Origin of the sequence: Devosia sp., from assembly GCF_017307565.1 — a bacterium.
Lineage (GTDB): Bacteria > Pseudomonadota > Alphaproteobacteria > Rhizobiales > Devosiaceae > Devosia.
This window is the reverse complement of the sequence record NZ_JAFKHD010000357.1, coordinates 1-16,746: the sequence shown is the minus strand read 5'-3', so window position 1 is coordinate 16,746 and position 16,746 is coordinate 1. Positions and strand designations below refer to the sequence as shown.

Annotated in this window: 15 protein-coding genes; 12 read left to right on the top strand and 3 right to left on the bottom strand. The window is 61.2% G+C overall.

The features are described from left to right. Positions 1–29: 29 nt before the first annotated feature. Together J0I64_RS14655 and J0I64_RS14650 are read left to right on the top strand one after the other, a co-directional pair. Positions 30–1,130 carry a carboxynorspermidine decarboxylase gene (locus J0I64_RS14655; RefSeq protein ID WP_291409529.1) on the top strand — a complete coding sequence of 367 codons (1,101 nt, stop codon included), beginning with the start codon at positions 30–32 and terminating at the stop codon, positions 1,128–1,130. A 45-nt stretch (positions 1,131–1,175) separates the two neighbouring features. After that, complete coding sequence (locus J0I64_RS14650; protein WP_291409524.1) at positions 1,176–2,456, top strand: saccharopine dehydrogenase family protein; 1,281 nt, start codon at positions 1,176–1,178, stop codon at positions 2,454–2,456. Between the two features lie 94 nt (positions 2,457–2,550). On the opposite strand, the gene J0I64_RS14645 is transcribed toward J0I64_RS14650, so the two are convergent. From J0I64_RS14645 to J0I64_RS14635, 3 genes are read right to left on the bottom strand one after another with little or no spacing between them, the layout of a single operon-like run. Further along, on the bottom strand, positions 2,551–3,585 hold the full coding sequence (locus J0I64_RS14645; RefSeq protein ID WP_291409522.1) for a histidine kinase dimerization/phosphoacceptor domain -containing protein: 1,035 nt from the start codon (positions 3,583–3,585) through the stop codon (positions 2,551–2,553). Between the two features lie 3 nt (positions 3,586–3,588). Next, a complete protein-coding gene (locus tag J0I64_RS14640) occupies positions 3,589–4,032 on the bottom strand; it encodes a response regulator (RefSeq protein ID WP_291409520.1) in 444 nt (147 codons plus the stop codon). Continuing rightward, the gene (locus tag J0I64_RS14635; RefSeq protein WP_366933746.1) at positions 4,029–5,444 is read right to left on the bottom strand and encodes a CHASE3 domain-containing protein; all 1,416 of its coding nucleotides are present in this window, start codon (positions 5,442–5,444) and stop codon (positions 4,029–4,031) included. The genes J0I64_RS14640 and J0I64_RS14635 overlap by 4 nt, the downstream gene beginning before the upstream one ends. Before the next feature lie 274 nt (positions 5,445–5,718). Between J0I64_RS14635 and rsmH the strand changes: the two genes are divergently transcribed. The 10 genes from rsmH to J0I64_RS14585 all read left to right on the top strand — a co-directional run. Continuing rightward, positions 5,719–6,720 (top strand): 16S rRNA (cytosine(1402)-N(4))-methyltransferase RsmH, encoded by a 1,002-nt coding sequence (rsmH, locus tag J0I64_RS14630; RefSeq protein ID WP_291409517.1) that lies wholly within the window; start codon positions 5,719–5,721, stop codon positions 6,718–6,720. Beyond that, positions 6,717–7,100 (top strand): hypothetical protein, encoded by a 384-nt coding sequence (locus J0I64_RS14625; RefSeq protein WP_291409516.1) that lies wholly within the window; start codon positions 6,717–6,719, stop codon positions 7,098–7,100. Before rsmH ends, J0I64_RS14625 begins: the two co-directional genes overlap by 4 nt. Further along, on the top strand, positions 7,097–8,833 hold the full coding sequence (locus J0I64_RS14620; RefSeq protein ID WP_291409514.1) for a penicillin-binding protein 2: 1,737 nt from the start codon (positions 7,097–7,099) through the stop codon (positions 8,831–8,833). The genes J0I64_RS14625 and J0I64_RS14620 overlap by 4 nt, the downstream gene beginning before the upstream one ends. A 3-nt stretch (positions 8,834–8,836) precedes the next feature. Then, positions 8,837–10,279 (top strand): UDP-N-acetylmuramoyl-L-alanyl-D-glutamate--2,6-diaminopimelate ligase, encoded by a 1,443-nt coding sequence (locus J0I64_RS14615; protein ID WP_291409512.1) that lies wholly within the window; start codon positions 8,837–8,839, stop codon positions 10,277–10,279. Positions 10,280–10,447: 168 nt separating this feature from the next. Then, complete coding sequence (murF, locus tag J0I64_RS14610) at positions 10,448–11,839, top strand: UDP-N-acetylmuramoyl-tripeptide--D-alanyl-D-alanine ligase (protein ID WP_291409510.1); 1,392 nt, start codon at positions 10,448–10,450, stop codon at positions 11,837–11,839. A 26-nt stretch (positions 11,840–11,865) separates the two neighbouring features. Beyond that, positions 11,866–12,951, top strand: a complete 1,086-nt coding sequence (gene mraY / locus J0I64_RS14605) for a phospho-N-acetylmuramoyl-pentapeptide-transferase (RefSeq protein WP_291409508.1) — start codon at positions 11,866–11,868, stop codon at positions 12,949–12,951. Between the two features lie 166 nt (positions 12,952–13,117). Next, entirely contained in the window at positions 13,118–13,909 is a 792-nt protein-coding gene (locus tag J0I64_RS14600) for a DUF4394 domain-containing protein (RefSeq protein WP_291409506.1), read from the top strand. 180 nt (positions 13,910–14,089) lie between these two features. Then, a complete protein-coding gene (locus J0I64_RS14595) occupies positions 14,090–15,253 on the top strand; it encodes a putative peptidoglycan glycosyltransferase FtsW (protein WP_291409526.1) in 1,164 nt (387 codons plus the stop codon). Further along, on the top strand, positions 15,250–16,365 hold the full coding sequence (gene murG / locus J0I64_RS14590) for an undecaprenyldiphospho-muramoylpentapeptide beta-N-acetylglucosaminyltransferase (protein ID WP_291409504.1): 1,116 nt from the start codon (positions 15,250–15,252) through the stop codon (positions 16,363–16,365). The genes J0I64_RS14595 and murG overlap by 4 nt, the downstream gene beginning before the upstream one ends. Continuing rightward, on the top strand, positions 16,362–16,746 hold a 385-nt coding region (locus tag J0I64_RS14585), incomplete at its 3' end, for a Mur ligase domain-containing protein (protein WP_291409501.1). The genes murG and J0I64_RS14585, both read left to right, overlap by 4 nt.

Here is a 16,746-nt window from a genome sequence, read left to right as displayed (position 1 = left end):
GCGGCACACGCTGTAGGAGTTTGAGCGCGATGCCTCTGGCCACCCCCTATTACCTGATCGACGAATCTGCGCTCGAGGCCAACCTCGCCAAGATCGATCAATTGCGCGCCGCTTCCGGCGCCAAGTGCCTTCTCGCCCTGAAATGCTTTGCGACCTGGTCGACCTTCGAGCAGATCTCCCCGCATATGGACGGCACGACCTCGTCGTCGCTTTATGAACTGAAGCTTGGCCGCGAAAAATTCGCCGGCGAGACGCACGCCTATTCCGTCGCCTGGTCCGATGGCGAGATCGATGAAGCGATCGCCAATGCCGACAAGATCATCTTCAACTCGGTCGGTCAGCTGGAGCGCTTTGCCGGCAAGGCTGCGAACCTGCCGATCGGCTTGAGGGTCAATCCTGGCATCAGCCACTCGCATTTCGACCTTGCCGACCCGGCACGTCCGTTCAGCCGCCTGGGGGAATGGAACCTGGAGCGGATCGAAGCGGTCATGGATCGCGTTAGTGGCTTCATGCTGCACTGCAACTGCGAAAACGACTCGCTTGAGGCCTTCTCGGCCATGCTCGACCAGTTCGAGACGCGCTTGGGTTCGCTTCTCGAACGGCTCGAATGGGTCAGCCTTGGCGGCGGTATTCACTTCACCAAGCCCGGCTACCCCATCGATGGTCTGGCGGCGCGCCTCAAGGCCTTTGCCGAGCGCTTTGGCGTCCAGGTCTATCTTGAGCCGGGCGATACGGTCGTCACCGACACGACGACGCTTGAGGTCAGTGTTTTGGACGTGGTGGAAAACGGCAAGGCCGTTGCCATCGTCGACAGCGCAGTCGAGGCGCACATGCTCGACCTTCTGATCTATCGCCAGAGCGCGGCCGTGGCGCCTGGTGCTGGTCCACATCGCTATATGATAGCGGGGAAGTCCTGCCTTGCCGGCGACGTGTTCGGCGAGTTCGATTTTCCCCAGGCCTTGAATATTGGTAGCCGCATCTCGCTGTTGAACGCGGGTGGCTATACAATGGTGAAGAAGAACTGGTTTAACGGGGTGAATATGCCCTCTATAGCCATTCGTCGGAAAAACGGCGAAGTCGAATTGGTTCGCGCCTTCGACTATGCCGACTACGTCTCCAGTCTGTCCTGATCAGACCTGGATAATGTCCACCGCCAAAAAGGTGTTTCGTGCCAATTGAAAAAGAACGTTTTGATCATCGGTGCCGGAGGTGTCGCGCAGGTCGCAGCCGTTAAGGCTGCCATGCACAATGATGTCCTCGGGGACATCAACATCGCCTCTCGGACTCTGGCCAAATGCGAGTCCATCATTGCCGGCATTCTCGAGCGCAAGCTGCTCAAGCGTCCCGGCCTCATTGCCGCCCATCAGCTCGACGCCATGGATGTCGAGGCCACCAAGGCCCTGATCCGGCAGACCAAAAGCCAGATCGTGCTCAATGCCGGCTCGGCCTTCCTCAATATGTCTGTCCTGCGCGCCTGCATCGAGGCCGGCGTTGCCTATATCGACACGGCCATTCACGAAGACCCCTCCAAGGTCTGCGAAACGCCGCCTTGGTACGGCAACTACGAATGGAAGCATCGCGAGGAATGCGAGCGCAAGGGCATCACGGCCGTTCTCGGCGCCGGGTTCGATCCGGGCGTGGTCAACGCCTATGCTGCGCTGGCGTCCCAGCATTATTTCGACCGCATCGACTCCATCGACATCATCGATGTGAACGCGGGCAGCCATGGGCGCTATTTCGCGACAAATTTCGACCCCGAGATCAATTTCCGTGAGTTCACGGGAACGGTCTGGAGCTGGCAGAACAGCCAGTGGACGGCCAATGAGATGTTCGAGGTCAGCCGCACCGACGATCTGCCGGTCGTGGGGACGCACAAGACCTATCTGACAGGTCATGATGAAGTGCATTCGCTTTCGGCCAATCTCGGCATTCCCGATATCCGCTTCTGGATGGGTTTTGGCGACCACTACATCAACGTCTTCACGGTGCTGAAGAACCTCGGCCTGCTCTCAGAAAAGCCGGTGCTGACTGCCGAGGGCCAGGAAGTCGTGCCGCTCAAGGTGGTGAAGGCCGTGTTGCCCGATCCGGCTTCGCTGGCGCCCGGCTATCAGGGCAAGACTTTCATCGGCAACCTGATGAAGGGCACCCGCAACGGCGCCGCAGTCGAGATGCTGGTCTACAATATCTGTGACCACGAAGAGACGTTTGCCGAAACCGGCAGCCAGGCCATTTCCTACACTGCCGGCGTTCCCGCCGTTGCGGCGGCGATGCTTATCGCCAAGGGTGAGTGGGATTGCCATCACATGGCCAATATAGAAGAACTGCCGCCCGTGCCGTTCCTCAGCCTGCTCGAAACCATGGGCCTGCCAACGCGCCTAAGCGATGCCAATGGGGATCGTAGTTTCCACGATGAGAAGCTGCCGGAAGTCCGGAAATCCCGGCTTGGCGTATCGTAGCGTTGGGCTTTTTGCGCCAAAATACCCCCCGAGCGATGCTCGGGGGTGACTTTCTGAAAGTTGGACGGGCCGAAGCTGCGTAGATCGCCTGGTCCTACGCGTCGAACGTCACCCGAACGCGTGTTCCGATGCCGTCATTGTCGTATCCGACATCTGCGCCAAGCGATTGCGCCATGGCCCTGACGATACGGCTGCCAAGGCCCGTGCCTTGCGGTTTACCTGTGCCGTCCCAGCCGATGCCGTCGTCTTCGACCCGCAGCTCCACCTGATTGTTGTTTCGTGCCATGACGATGCGTACCTCGCCAACGTCGCGTCCAGCGTAGGCGTATTTGAGTGCATTCGTCACAAGTTCGATCAGCATGACGCCGAGCGAGGCGACTTTTTCAGTAGAGAGCGGGAACGAGGCCACTTTTACATTGAGACGGGCCGTCTGGCCGTCCAGCTGCACAGAGGTCTCAAGTTCACCCACCAGAGAGCTGACATAGTCGGCGACCTGGACGGAACGAACGTCATCTGACGTGTAAAGGTGCCTGTGTACGCCCGCGATGGCGTGAATGCGCGCCTGCGTCTCTGCCAGCGCCCGTTTGGCTTCTGCATCGCTCACGGCGTTGGCTTGAAGGCCGACCAGCGCTGCCACCATCGCCAGCGAATTGGCGACGCGGTGATTGACCTCTCCGAGCAGCATTTCGGCGCGTTGACGCGCTTCCTGCGTCTCTCGCTCGGCCTTGGCCTTGGCGCGGTTAAGCCGCACTCGCTCTATGGCGTGCTCAATGGCCGTGGTGAGGAGTTCCATGAACTCCCCTGAGAGTGTCTTTGGCACGTAGTCGGTAGCACCGGCCTTGAGTGCCTCAACCGCCACAGCCATTTCGGCGGATCCCGTGACATAGACAACTGCGGGTTTGTCGTCGGTCGCAGCAAGGGCGGCCAGGACATCAAGACCCGTACCTGTCGGCAGGTAGTGGTCAAGCACGAGGACGTCGATGCCGCCCTGGCGCAACCGGTCTAGCCCCTCTTCGCCGCTTTTGGCGTGATCATAGAGGTAACCACGACGGTGCATGGCCTTTTCCACCAGTCGGGCAAGACCAGGATCGTCATCGACATAGAGCACATGCGGCGTGCGGTTCGGCATGTGTCAGTCGGCCTCGGGGATCTGCATGACCGAGAAGAACATGCCCAGTTGCTTGATCGCATTGGCGAAGCCGTCATAGTCGACAGGCTTGGTGATGTAGACGTTTGCGCCAAGGTCGTAGCAGCGCTGGATTTCGCGCTGGTCATCGGTGGTGGTCAGGACCACAACGGGGGAGCGTCGCGTATGCTCGTTGCCTTTGACCTTTTCGAGAATGTCGATACCCGTCATGTCGGGCAGGTTGAGGTCGAGAAGGACCAGCAACTGTCGGCCCTTGTTGACCATGCCCGAGCCATCCGGGCCCAGCAGGTAGGCTATGGCTTCGGTGCCGTTGGTGAACGGGATGATCTGGTTTGCCACGCCAGCGCGGCGGATATTCTTCTCGATGAGCCGGGCGTGTCCCTCATCGTCCTCGATCATTATGATGGTTACTGGCCGCGCGTCGTTCATTGGCTTGAAACCCCTGGAGTGCTGCGCAGATCACGCGGCAGATTTATGATGAAGCTGGTGCCCTGGCCGAGGGCGGAACGTAAAGTGACGTCGCCACCAAGGCTGCGGACCATCGTGCGAACATGGGCAAGGCCGATACCTTCGCCAGGCTGGCTTTGCTTGCCGGAGCGACGGAACAGCTCGAAGACCCTTTCATGGTCGGTATCAGCAATACCGCGGCCATTGTCTTCGACCTCGATCTCTACCCGATTGCCCGGCTTGTGCTTGGCCCGAATGGAAACCTTGAGTGGGCGGCCGGGCTCCTGATACTTGATGGCATTATCCAGCAGATTGCCGAAGACTTGCTCGATGGATAGTCTATCGGTCAAGAGTTTATCAACCCGAATATCGGTCTCGATAGTGCCCTGACTTTCGGAGATCTGGTGGTGGACTGCTGCCGCGGATGCTTCTGCCAGTTCGCTTATGTCGACAACCTCCGGCCTTAGTTGACGGCGACCCTCACGCGAAATCTTCAGAATGGCGTTAATTAGTCCATCCATCTTGCGCGTGGCGGCGCGAATAAAGGAAATTGCTTCCGGTAGGTCGGTAAGCGCCGCCTCGCGCGCTTCCAGCGTATGGGGGTCAGGAGTTTCTGGCTGAGTTGCCATATAAGTCCTCAGCGTGCTGACACCGGCTTCAAGCTCGCTGGTAAAACCCATGATGTTGACGAGCGGCGCTCTGAGGTCATGGGTGACAATATAGGCGAAGCGTTGAATTTCCTCGTTGGCCTTGCCCAGCTCGGATGTTCGCTCGCGTACGCGCTCTTCAAGCCCGCTATTGGCCTGTTCGATTTCTCGACGCGCATTGGCCAGTTCCTGAGTGTATGAAAATACCGCCCAGATTGATCCCGATACCACGATGAGGATCACCGCGCCGCCAACAATGGAAATCCAATGCAGCGCTTCGGTCGTGTTTCTTTGATTGGCGACCGATACCGTCAGCCGGTCGTCGATCGCCTCGATAAGCTGGCCAAGGAATGCTCTTGAGCGATCCATCGCCTCCTTGCCCTTGTCGGTGCTCACCACGGCGATCGCGGCGTCGCGATTGCCCGAGCGCGCCTCCTCGATCGTCAGGTTCATCTCACCGATCTTGAAGGCGATGTCGTCCTCAAGGGTGTCAATCGACGCCTTGGCTTCGGGGTCGAACGCCATGATATCGCGGAGCTGGGCGACCTGATTGGCCACCAGGGGCAGGGCAGCATTGTACGGGTCGAGGTAGCTTTCATCGAGCGTGATGATGAAGCCTCGCTGGCCTGTCTCCATGTCTTGCAACTGCGCGCGCAGGTCAACGGCCACGCGTCTGGCGATACGGGCATCGATAACGTCGTCGAAATACGCCTGCGATCGGTCTACCAGCCAGACGTTGGCGCCCACAATGCCCAGCAGTGCCAGAAGGCCAACGAGCAGCAGAAGGGCCGTGGATCGGACGAAGGTCTTGCTGGTTATGGGCATGGCTTTTTCCGCGTGGCCAAACCTTCATGGCCCGAAAGAATCAGGAGGGCAACAAGGTTGTTGGGCAGCGCCATGTTTTTGCGGCGCGCGGCGTCGAACCTCTCATGGGAAACAGAATCTTAAGCGTCCACATGCAAGTGTCGGGGATGGTCCGCATGGCCGGACTACTGCGACTCGAAGTGGAGTTTTGGTCAGCATGGGCAAACGGTATCTGCCCGAATCTCCGGTGACTGATGCGCCGCACATCCCCGTCCTTCTGGACGAGGTTGTTGCTGCCTTTGCGCCGCTTGCTGGTCGTCGCGTGGTTGATGGCACGTTTGGCGCGGGCGGGTATTCGCGCGCGCTGCTCGAGGCCGGCGTCGATGTCGTTGCCATAGATCGCGACCCCAATGTTCTCCCGCATGCTGAAAAGCTTGCCGCCGATTTTCCGGGCCGGTTCCATTTCGTCGCCGGCACTTTTTCCGAGCTTGATACGCTCGCGGCTCCCTATGCGCCCATTGCAGGCGTCGTGCTCGATATCGGCGTCAGCTCCATGCAGCTCGACGAGAGCGAGCGCGGCTTTTCTTTCATGCGCGAGGGTCCGCTGGACATGCGCATGAGCCAGTCTGGCGAAAGCGCTGCCGATCTCGTCAACAATCTCGAACAGGATGCACTGGCCAACCTGCTCTTTGCCTTTGGCGAAGAGCGCAAGTCGCGCCGCATCGCTCAGTTCATCGTCGCGGCCCGCGAGACGGCGCCGATTACGACGACGCTTGAACTGGCCCGCATCATTGAAAAGGCCATCGGTCGCAAGCCTGGCGATGCGCACCCCGCGACGCGCTCCTTCCAGGCGCTTCGGATCGCGGTGAATGGCGAGTTCGATCAGTTGGTGGAAGGTCTCTTTGCCGCAGAACGTCTGCTGGGCGAGGGCGGTGTCCTTGGCGTCGTGACCTTCCATTCGCTGGAGGATCGCATCGCGAAGCGCTTCTTCGATCCGGAAAAGGGCGGTCCCACCCAGTCTCGCCATCTGCCGCAGGTCGAGGTTGCGCCGCGTCGCTGGGATCCGGTGGCCAAGGCGGTAAAGCCCGGTGCTGCCGAACTCGATCGCAATCCGCGGGCGCGCTCCTCGGTGCTGCGCAGCGCCGTGCGCACTGATGTCGCGGCGCGCGCCGTCTCGCCCGACCAGCTCGGCGTCCCTGTTGTCAGGGGTGTCGCATGATCCGGCGCATCAATATTTTCCTGATCTGCACCAGCATCGTCATGCTGGTCGGGGTCTATATGCTCAAGTTTTCCATTGAGGGTACGGCGGCCGAACGCTCCTCTATCCAAAGGCAAATCTCCGAGCAGGAAGATGACTTGACCACCCTCAAGGCTGATTGGGCGGTCCTCAACCAGCCTGCTTATGTCGAGCCCATCGTGCGCCGCCACCAGGCAGAGCTGGCCATCGAGCAGGTGCAGCAGAAGCAGTTCGGCTCTTTCGCAGACCTGCCGATGCGCCCCGCCAAACCCGATACTGCCGCCATGGATGCCCTGTTCCAAGCCATCGACGCAGGTATCGATCCCATCGACGCCATTCTCGAACTGGAGGGGATTGAATGACCATCACGGCAGACGGAATGGCCCCCACCATCTCGCTCGATGGCGTGCGCAAGGCCCGCGGCAATCTCACCCAGGCCCGTATTCGTTGGATGATCCTGGCGCTGGTGCTCGGTTTCGGCGCTGTCGGCGGGCGTCTCGTCCAGCTCGGCATGGTTGAGACCGATACGACCATCGAAGGCCAGACGCGCGACGCCATCACTGCCACCCGTCCGCCGATCATGGATCGCAACGGGCTCGAAATGGCCGTGGATATCCGCGTGCCATCGCTCTATGCCGAACCGCGTCGCATCATTGACGTCGAGGAAGCCGTCACCAAGCTGCGCACCGTGCTGCCCGAGATCGACGAGGCGTGGCTCCGCAATCGCCTCAGCGGCGACAAGGGATTTGTCTGGCTCAAGCGCGAGCTGACACCTGCCGTCGAAGAGCAGGTGATGCGCCTCGGCATTCCGGGCATCGACTTCATCACCGAATCCAAGCGCTTCTATCCGGCCATGAACGAGGCCAGCCATATCCTCGGTTCGACCAATGTCGACAACCAGGGCATTGCCGGCATCGAGCGCCACATGGATACCGAATCCGTCGCGCTGCTTCAGGAACTCGGCCTTGCGCGCGGCAATGCCCTGGCTCCCGTTGAACTCAGCGTCGATATGCGCGTCCAGCACGTGATGCACGATCAGCTCGTCGACGCCATGACGCGCTACCAGGCCATCGCCGCCGCCGGCGTGATGATGGACATCTATACCGGCGAGATCATCGCTCTCGCGTCGTTGCCCGATTTCAATCCGAACGATCCGGCCTCGGCGCTGGTAAAGGACACTTTCAACCGCATCACCTCCGGTATTTTCGAGCCCGGCTCGATCTTCAAGACGGTGACGCTCGCCGGTGCGCTCGACAGTGGCTCGGTGCGCATCAGCGACAACTTCGACGCGCGCTATGGCGTGCGCTTCGGCCGCTACACGATCAGCGATTTCCACGGCAAGAACCGCATCCTGAGCCTGCCCGAGGTCTACAAGTATTCCTCGAACATCGGCACGATCCGCATCATGCAGGCCATGGGCAAGGAGAACTACCGCGCTTTCCTCAGCCGCATGAAGTTCGATCAACGCGTGCAGTTTGAGCTGCCGGAAATGCGTGTTCCCACTGTGCCCAAGGAGTTCTCGGAAGTCGGCGCGGCCACGGCTTCGTTCGGCCACGGCCTTTCGGTGTCGCCGCTGCACATGCTGACCGCCTATGCGGCCTTCGTGAATGGCGGCAACTACATTTCGCCGACTCTCTACAAGCGCACCCTGGCCGAGGCCGAGCCGCTCTACGAGCGTGTAATTCAGCCCCACACCAGTGAATACATGCGCTATCTGATGCGCCTCAATGCCATCTCGGTTGGTGGTTCGGGCTCGCAGATGAACAAGGCAGCCCTGGGCTATCGCGTTGGCGGCAAGACCGGTACCGCCGAAAAAGTGGTCGAGGGCCGCTATTCCTCGAACAAGGTCACGAACTTTTTTGCCTCCGCGTTCCCGCTCGACAATCCGCGTTATGCCATGGTGATCATGGTAGACGAGCCCAAGGCGGAAAATCCGCAGTCGGGCACCACTGCCGGCTGGAATGCTGGCACGTTGACCGGCCGCATCGTGCAGCGTGTTGCGCCCATGCTCGGCATCGCACCCGATTTTGACCCATTGCTTGACCAGCAGATCGTGCCGCGAGAAGTTCGGCGCGTGTTTCCAGAAGGATATTGATTGGTGTCTCTCAGTGTATCGCAACTGCTCGAAGGCTCCGGCGCCCGTCCGAAGAAGGGACTTGGGACGGTCTTTGGCCTGAATTCGGACAGCCGCCGCATCGAGCCGGGCGACATCTTCTTCGCTCTGCCGGGCCAGAAGGTTCACGGCAATGAGTTCATCGCCGATGCCGTGCATCGCGGCGCTCTGGCCGTGGTTACCGACGTTCATCCGGTCGGCGACCCGGGCGTGCCCGTCATCGTCGTCAAGGACGTTCGTGCCTCCTATGCTCGCGCGGCATCGCGCGTTTTCGAACCGCAGCCGGAAATTTCCGTCGCCGTCACCGGCACCAATGGCAAGACCTCCGTAGCGTCCTTCGTTCGCCAGATCTGGGATCATGCCGGTGTTCCCGGCGCCAGCGTCGGTACGCTCGGCGTGCAGACCGCAACCCGCACCATCGAAGGCGCGCTGACGACGCCAGATTCGCGCACGCTGCATCAGGCCCTCCGCGCCCTCCGCGCCCAGGGCGTCGACCACGTCGCCGTTGAAGCGTCGAGCCATGGCCTCGATCAGCGCCGGCTCGATGGCATCCACTTCGAAGCCGTCGCCTTCACCAATCTCAGCCGCGACCATCTCGACTATCACGCTGATATGGATGAATACCGCAACGCCAAGCTGCGGCTGTTCTCCGATCTGCTGGTCGATGGTGGCGCCGCCATCGTCAATGTCGACGATCCCGAATACGAACCCTTCATGTTCGCCGCGCTCTCGGCCAACGCGACCCTGCTTACGGTTGGCCGGGAAGGGGCCTATATCGAGATCATGTCGATCAAGCCCGAGGGCTATGGGCAGCGCGTGCAGATCAGGCACATCGGCGAACTCGTCGATTTCCACCTGCAGATCCCCGGCGAATTCCAGGTTTCAAACGCCCTGATCGCAGCGGCGCTTGCCATGTCGTCCGGTGTGGACAAGGCCGATGCCTTTGCGGCGCTGCCCGACCTCGTCGGTGCCGTTGGCCGGCTGGAGCTGGTCGCCGAGCATAATGGCGCGGCCATTTTCGTCGACTACTCGCACAAGCCCGAGGCACTGCGCACCGCGCTCAACACCCTGCGCCCCTATGTGAAGGGCAAGCTGCGTCTCGTTTTTGGTTGCGGCGGCGACCGCGACAAGGGCAAGCGCCCGCAAATGGGCGCAATTGCCAACGAACTTGCCGATGACGTCATCGTGACGGACGACAATCCGCGCACCGAAGACGCCTCCGCCATTCGCGCCCAGATCCTGGCCGAGGCAAAAGGGGCCAAGGAAATTGCCGATCGCAAGAAGGCTATCGAAACGGCCGTCAGATCCCTGCAAAAGGGCGACGTCTTGCTCGTTGCCGGCAAGGGCCACGAAACCTACCAGATCATCGGGACCACCAAGCACCACTTCTCCGACCACGAAGTGGTTGCCGAGGCGGTCAAGGGCTGAGGCCAGCCCCGGGCGCGCTCTTTGCTTCTTCACCCTTCCCCTTGCGGGGAGGGGCGGGGAGGCGGTATGGCGCCCACTGAGCGATAGGGAGGTGGGCACCGCCTCCCGTCCTCCCAAGGGGGAGGAGTCATATCGAGTACGACGCGGTGCCAGCGCGAGAGCTGTAACATGCCCCAACCTCCCTGCACTCTCGATGCCGTCCTCGAGGCCACCGACGGCCGCGCCGAAGGTGTCGAGGCAACCGAGATCAATTCGATCTCTATCGATTCCCGCGAACTCGGGCCGGACGCGCTCTTCGTCGCCATCAAGGGCGATCGCTTCGATGGCCACGACTTCGTCGATACCGCTCTCGCCAATGGTGCCGTCGCCGCGCTCGTGAGCCGCGGTGAAGGCCCCGGTCGCATCACCGTTCCCGATGCACTCGAAGGCCTTGTTGATCTTGCCCGGGCCTCCCGTGCCCGCAGCCGCGCGCTGATCGTCGGCGTGACTGGCAGCGTTGGCAAGACCACTACCAAGGAAGCGCTCCGCATCGTCTTTGAAGCGGCTGGCGAAACCCACGCGTCCATCAAGAGCTTCAACAATCACTGGGGCGTGCCGCTGATGCTCGCCCGCATGCCCGAGACAGCCCAGTTCGGCGTTTTTGAAATGGGCATGAACGCGCCGGATGAAATTCGCCCGCTAAGCCAGCTGGTACGGCCCCATATCGGCGTCATCACCACCATCGCCCCGGCGCATCTCGAAAAGCTCGGTAGCCTTGAGGCCATTGCCCGCGCCAAGGCCGAGATTTTCGAGGGAATTGAGCCGGGCGGCACCGCCGTCATCAATGCCGACCATCCGCAGATCGGTCTCCTGCTCGAAGCCGCCGCAGCGGCAGGGGTCGCAAGGGTCGTCACCTTCGGCTTTGCGCGCGGCAGCGACTGGCAGCTCATCGAGGCCGAAACGGCCGGTGAGCGCAGTTTTGCCACCGTGCTCAATGGCTCGGACCGTTATGCCCTGACTATTGGTGTTGCGGGCAGGCACATGCTGAGCAATGCCGAAGCCGCTCTTGCCGTCGCTACCCTGGCCGGCGTCGCCCCCGAAATCGCCCTCCGCGCGCTCGCCGGTTTCGGCCCGCAGCCGGGGCGCGGCCAGCGTATCGTGCTCGGGGAAAAGGAAAAGTCGCTCCTGCTCATCGATGAAAGCTATAACGCCAATACGGCCTCGATGACTGCTGCACTTGATGTTTTTGCTTCTGTTTCGGCGCCTGACGGCAAGAAGGTTGTCGTCCTTGGCGACATGCTCGAGCTCGGTGAAGCTGGCCCTGCGCTCCATGCCGGTCTCGCCGATGCCGTCCATGCCAGCGGCGCGGACAAGGTCTATCTCGTGGGCAGCAATATGGCGCGGCTTGCAGAAGCCTTGCCGGGTTCCATGTTTTCCCGGCACTTCACAAGTGTCGATCTTGCCCTGCCGGAGCTGCTTGCGGCGCTTGCGCACGGGGATGCAGTTATGGTCAAAGGATCGAACGGCGTCGGGCTTTCCCGCCTTGTTGCCGCGATCAAGGACCAGTTCCAACAGCGTTAAGACGCCAATCAGGACATCAAGAGAGCATGCTCTATTTTCTCGGCCAGCTGGGTGACTCCCTCGCCGCGTTCAACGTCTTCCGCTACATCACCTTCCGCACAGCGGGAGCCATGATCACGGCGCTGTTCTTCGTCTTCATGTTCGGTCCGGGCATGATCGCGCTCCTGCGTCTCAAGCAGGGCAGGGGGCAGCCGATCCGCGAAGACGGTCCGCAGACCCACCTGCTCACGAAGAAGGGCACGCCGACCATGGGCGGGCTCATGATCCTGTCGGGCGCCGTCATCTCGACCCTGCTGTGGTCAAACCTGTCCAACGGCTATGTCTGGGTGGTGCTTTTCGTCACCATCGGCTTTGGCGCGATCGGGTTCTACGACGACTATCTCAAGGTCAAGCGTATGAGCCACAAGGGTTTCGGCTCCAAGCAGCGCCTGCTGCTCGAAGCCATTATCGGCTGTATCGCTGCCTTCGCCATTTCCCAGCTCGCAGCCGGTTCCTATGGCACATCGCTGCTCTTTCCCTTCGTGAAAGAGCTCTCGATCAACCTGGGCTATTTCTATCTCCTCTTCGGTGGCTTTGTCGTCGTGGCGGCCGGTAACTCGGTCAACCTCACCGATGGTCTCGATGGCCTCGCCATCGTCCCGGTCATGATTGCCGCTGGTTCTTTCGGTTTCATCGCCTATCTCGTTGGCAGCCAGAATTACGCTGACTATCTGCTGCTCAACGCTGTTCCTGGCACGGCCGAACTCGCCGTGATCTGCGGCGCGCTGATCGGCGCGGGCCTCGGCTTCCTGTGGTTCAATGCCCCGCCGGCCCAGATCTTCATGGGCGACACCGGCTCGCTGGCCCTTGGTGGCGCACTCGGCACCATAGCCGTCGCCACCAAGCACGAAATCGTCCTCGGCATTATCGGTGGCCTTTTCGTGCTCGAAACCGTTTCGGTGATCGTGCAGGTGACTTCGTTCCGATTGACCGGGAAACGCGTCTTCCGGATGGCGCCGATCCACCACCATTTCGAGCACCTCGGCTGGACCGAGAGCCAGGTCGTGATCCGGTTCTGGATCATATCCTTCGTGCTGGCGCTGATCGGTCTTTCGAGCCTGAAACTGCGTTGACCTCTTGAGTGGTCGCGTCCCCCGTGACCACCTCTTTCCAATTTTCTGAAACTTTCCTCGTTCGGCCCCGTAGCTGCAGGTGACGATAGCAATCGTTCCCCCAATCGCTCACGGGGCCCGGCGCGCTTTCCGCGCGTCTCGGCCGTGTCCAACGAGGAGACTCCATTTGTCTGCTACCGCCCGCATTTCCCTTATTGCTGCGCTTTCCCTCGCCACTTCCGGGCTCGCCATTGCCGCTGCCCATGCCGCGACTGCCATTGCGCTCGTTGATGGCAATACGCTCGTCACTTTTGACACCGAAACACGCGCGACCAGTGCCACCGTCAAGGTCACCGGCGTCGATGGTCTTGCCGGCATCGACCAGCGTCCAGCCGATAACCTGCTCTACGGGGTCAGTCTTGCCGGTGAGGTCGTGACTATCGACACCGCCACTGGTGTGGCGACGGTCAAATCGACTCTCTCCGAAAAGCTCCCGAGCTATGAAGGGGCCATCGTCGATTTCAACCCCATGGCCGACCGTCTCCGCCTGATGGGTACCGACGGCACCAATCACCGCGTCAATGTCGATGACGGCGCGGTAACGGTGGATGGTTCGCTCGCCTATCAAGACGGCGACATGCATGCAGGTGAAACGCCCGCGATCGTGGCTGCTGCCTATATCAACTCCTTCGGCAAGCCCGAGGCGACGGCCATGTACGATATCGACGCTACTATCGTTGGCCTCATCCAGCAGGTCTCACCGAACGACGGTACTCTGGCCGCAATCGGCAAGCTCGGCATTGATGGCGGCTCCGCCTATGCGTTCGATATCCACACGCCGCAGGATCTCACCAACACGGCCTATCTCGTCGTCGATAACGTGCTCCACACGGTCGATCTCGAAACCGGCGCTGCCAAGGAATGGGGCGCGATCGAGGGTGTCGACGGCACCATTTCCGATATCGCGGTCTGGAACTGATCACATCCACCAGCTGTCGTCCGTCTCCCGCGACGGTTGGCGTGGAAGAGGCGGCCTCCGGGCCGCCTCTTTTCATTGTGGGCAGGTGACTCGCAAAACGCGAAATGCCTTACCAAATCGGTAACCACCATTCGGTACAATGCCATACAGTTTGTATCGAGTAGCCGGCCCAGCCACATGATGTTCTCCCGCGCCGAAAAAACGCCCCTCGCCGAATGGTGGTGGTCGATTGACCGCGAACTGCTTTCCGGCCTGATCCTGCTCCTAATCTGCGGCCTGGTCCTGAGCCTTGCCGCCAGCCCTCCGGTGGCTGAGCGTATTGGCCTTAACGAGTGGCACTTCGTCATTCGCCATGCCATGTTCTGCGCGCTCGCTGTGCCAGTCATGCTGGCCACGTCGCTGCTCAGCCACCGTCAGGCGCGCTTCGCTGCGCTCGGCACGCTCATCATCATGACCATCCTGCTCTGGGCCACGCTGCGCTTCGGCACGGAAGTGAAGGGTGCGCGCCGCTGGGTGACCTTTGTCGGTCAGTCCGTTCAGCCCTCGGAATTCGTGAAGCCGGCCTTTGCCATCATAGGCGCCTGGCTCTTTTCTGAGTACATGATCCACCGCAACGTGCCTGGCCGCATCATTGCGACGCTGATCATGCTGGTCATCGTCGCGGGGCTCCTCCTGCAGCCCGACATCGGTCAGACCGCGCTGATCCTTGCGACCTGGGCTGTGTTGCTGTTCCTCTCGGGCATTTCGTGGTGGATCATCTTTGGCCTTGCCGGTGCAGCCGGTGGCCTGCTCATCGGCGCCTATGTATTCTTTCCACACTTCGCCCGCCGCATTGATACCTTCCTCAATCCGGATGGCGGCGGTAATACCTACCAGATCGACCGCGCGCTGCAGTCGCTGGCCGAAGGCGGCTGGTTCGGCCGTGGTCCCGGCGAGTCGATGGCCAAGAAGCTCATCCCCGACGCTCACGCCGACTATGTCTTCTCCGCCGCAGCCGGCGAATACGGCATTCTGTTCTGCATGGCGCTTGTCGGTCTCATCACCTTCATCGTGCTCCGCGCCATGATGGGTGCGCAGCGCCAGCAGAGCCTGTTCGCCCGCCTTGGTGCGTCCACACTTGCCATTCAGTTTGCCATGCAGTCGGGCATCAACCTTGCAGTGAATCTCAACCTGATTCCCCCCAAAGGCATGACGCTGCCATTCGTGTCCTACGGCGGCACGTCCATGCTGGCCGTCGCCTTCGGCATGGGGTTGATGCTGGCCATGACCAGAACCAAGCCAGAGGAACGCATGACCACCGGTATCCCGTCCTATCGCAGCGCCGTGGTTGCACCCGCAGAATGAAGACCTTTGTACTCATGGCCGGCGGTACCGGCGGCCATCTCTTCCCCGCCATGGCGCTCGCGCAGGAACTCATCCGCCGCGGCCATGCTGTCGAGCTGATGACTGACCATCGTGTTGAAGGTTATGGCCAGGATTTTCCGGCCCGCCAGATTCACATGGTGCCCTCGGCTACCCCCAGCCTCACCAATCCCATCAAGTTTGCTGGCGCCAGCCTGACCATTGCCCGGGGCGTCGCACGCTCCTTCGGCATTCTCCGCGCCCTGCGCCCCGACGCCGTTATTGGCTTCGGCGGCTACCCGACCTTTCCGCCCTTTATCGCCGCGAGCCTTCTCAGCATTCCGGGGATTCTCCACGAGCAGAATGCCGTCATGGGCCGCGCCAATCGCGCTCTCAGCCGCTTTGCCGATATCTTGGCGCTGAGCTTTTCCAAGACCCGCTTTGCCGATGACCAGGGTCTCGAAAAGGTTCTTACCGGCAACCCGGTGCGTGATCGCGTCCGCGCCATTGCCGCCAGCCCCTATCCTGAATTGAGCGCCACCAGCCCGATCAATCTCGTGGTTTTTGGCGGCAGCCAGGGCGCCCGCGCCATGTCCGACATCGTGCCGGAGGCAATCTCCCTCTTGCCCGATGCGCTGCGATCGCGCCTGCGCATTGTCCAGCAGTGCCGCCAGGAAGATCTCGATCGCGTCACGCAGACCTATCGGCAGTCGCGCACCAGCGTCGAACTGGCGCCGTTCTTTACCGATCTGCCCGAGCGCATCGCCCGGAGCCATCTGGTCATCGGTCGCTCCGGCGCCTCGACCATTGCCGAACTGACAGTCATCGGCCGGCCATCCATCCTCATTCCGTTGCCCGGCTCCCTCGATGCCGACCAAAAGAACAACGCTCTTGTGGTTGAAGCGGGCGGAGCGGGCTGGGTGATGGAACAGGCCGCGCTTTCGCCGCAATCGCTTGCCACTCGCCTCGAAGCACTTTTTACCGACCCTTCTAGCCTCGCCAAGGCAGCCAAGGCCGCTCAGGTCCTCGGTCAGCCCCGCGCCGTTGAAAAGCTCGCCGACCTCGCTGAAAGCCTGGCCGGCCAGGGCACAAGCACATTGGAATCCGCCTCATGAAAATGCCCCGCAATATCGGCCCGGTCCACTTTATCGGCATCGGCGGCATCGGCATGAGCGGTATTGCCGAAATCCTGCACAACCAGGGCTATACGGTCCAGGGCTCCGACGCCTCGCTCAATCCCAATGTCCAGCGTCTGCGCGACATGGGTATCAAGGTCGAGATCGGCCAGAGCGGCGATAACCTGGGCAAGGCCGAAGTCGTGGTCGTCTCCTCGGCGATCAAGAAGGACAATCCCGAGCTGGTTGAAGCCCGGGCCCGCGCGCTGCCCATCGTGCGCCGAGCCGAAATGCTCGCCGAGATCATGCGGTTCAAGACCGCCATTGCCATTGGCGGCACGCACGGCAAGACCACGACGACGACTATCGTCGCCACGCTGC

What these genes read in the sequence shown, in the direction of transcription:
- J0I64_RS14655 (WP_291409529.1), top strand. Translation starts at nt 30, where the DNA reads ATGCCTCTGGCCACCCCCTATTACCTGATCGACGAATCTGCGCTCGAG.
- J0I64_RS14645 (WP_291409522.1), bottom strand. Translation starts at nt 3,585, where the DNA reads ATGCCGAACCGCACGCCGCATGTGCTCTATGTCGATGACGATCCTGGT.
- J0I64_RS14640 (WP_291409520.1), bottom strand. Translation starts at nt 4,032, where the DNA reads ATGAACGACGCGCGGCCAGTAACCATCATAATGATCGAGGACGATGAG.
- rsmH (WP_291409517.1), top strand. Translation starts at nt 5,719, where the DNA reads ATGGGCAAACGGTATCTGCCCGAATCTCCGGTGACTGATGCGCCGCAC.
- J0I64_RS14625 (WP_291409516.1), top strand. Translation starts at nt 6,717, where the DNA reads ATGATCCGGCGCATCAATATTTTCCTGATCTGCACCAGCATCGTCATG.
- J0I64_RS14620 (WP_291409514.1), top strand. Translation starts at nt 7,097, where the DNA reads ATGACCATCACGGCAGACGGAATGGCCCCCACCATCTCGCTCGATGGC.
- murF (WP_291409510.1), top strand. Translation starts at nt 10,448, where the DNA reads ATGCCCCAACCTCCCTGCACTCTCGATGCCGTCCTCGAGGCCACCGAC.
- mraY (WP_291409508.1), top strand. Translation starts at nt 11,866, where the DNA reads ATGCTCTATTTTCTCGGCCAGCTGGGTGACTCCCTCGCCGCGTTCAAC.
- J0I64_RS14595 (WP_291409526.1), top strand. Translation starts at nt 14,090, where the DNA reads ATGTTCTCCCGCGCCGAAAAAACGCCCCTCGCCGAATGGTGGTGGTCG.
- murG (WP_291409504.1), top strand. Translation starts at nt 15,250, where the DNA reads ATGAAGACCTTTGTACTCATGGCCGGCGGTACCGGCGGCCATCTCTTC.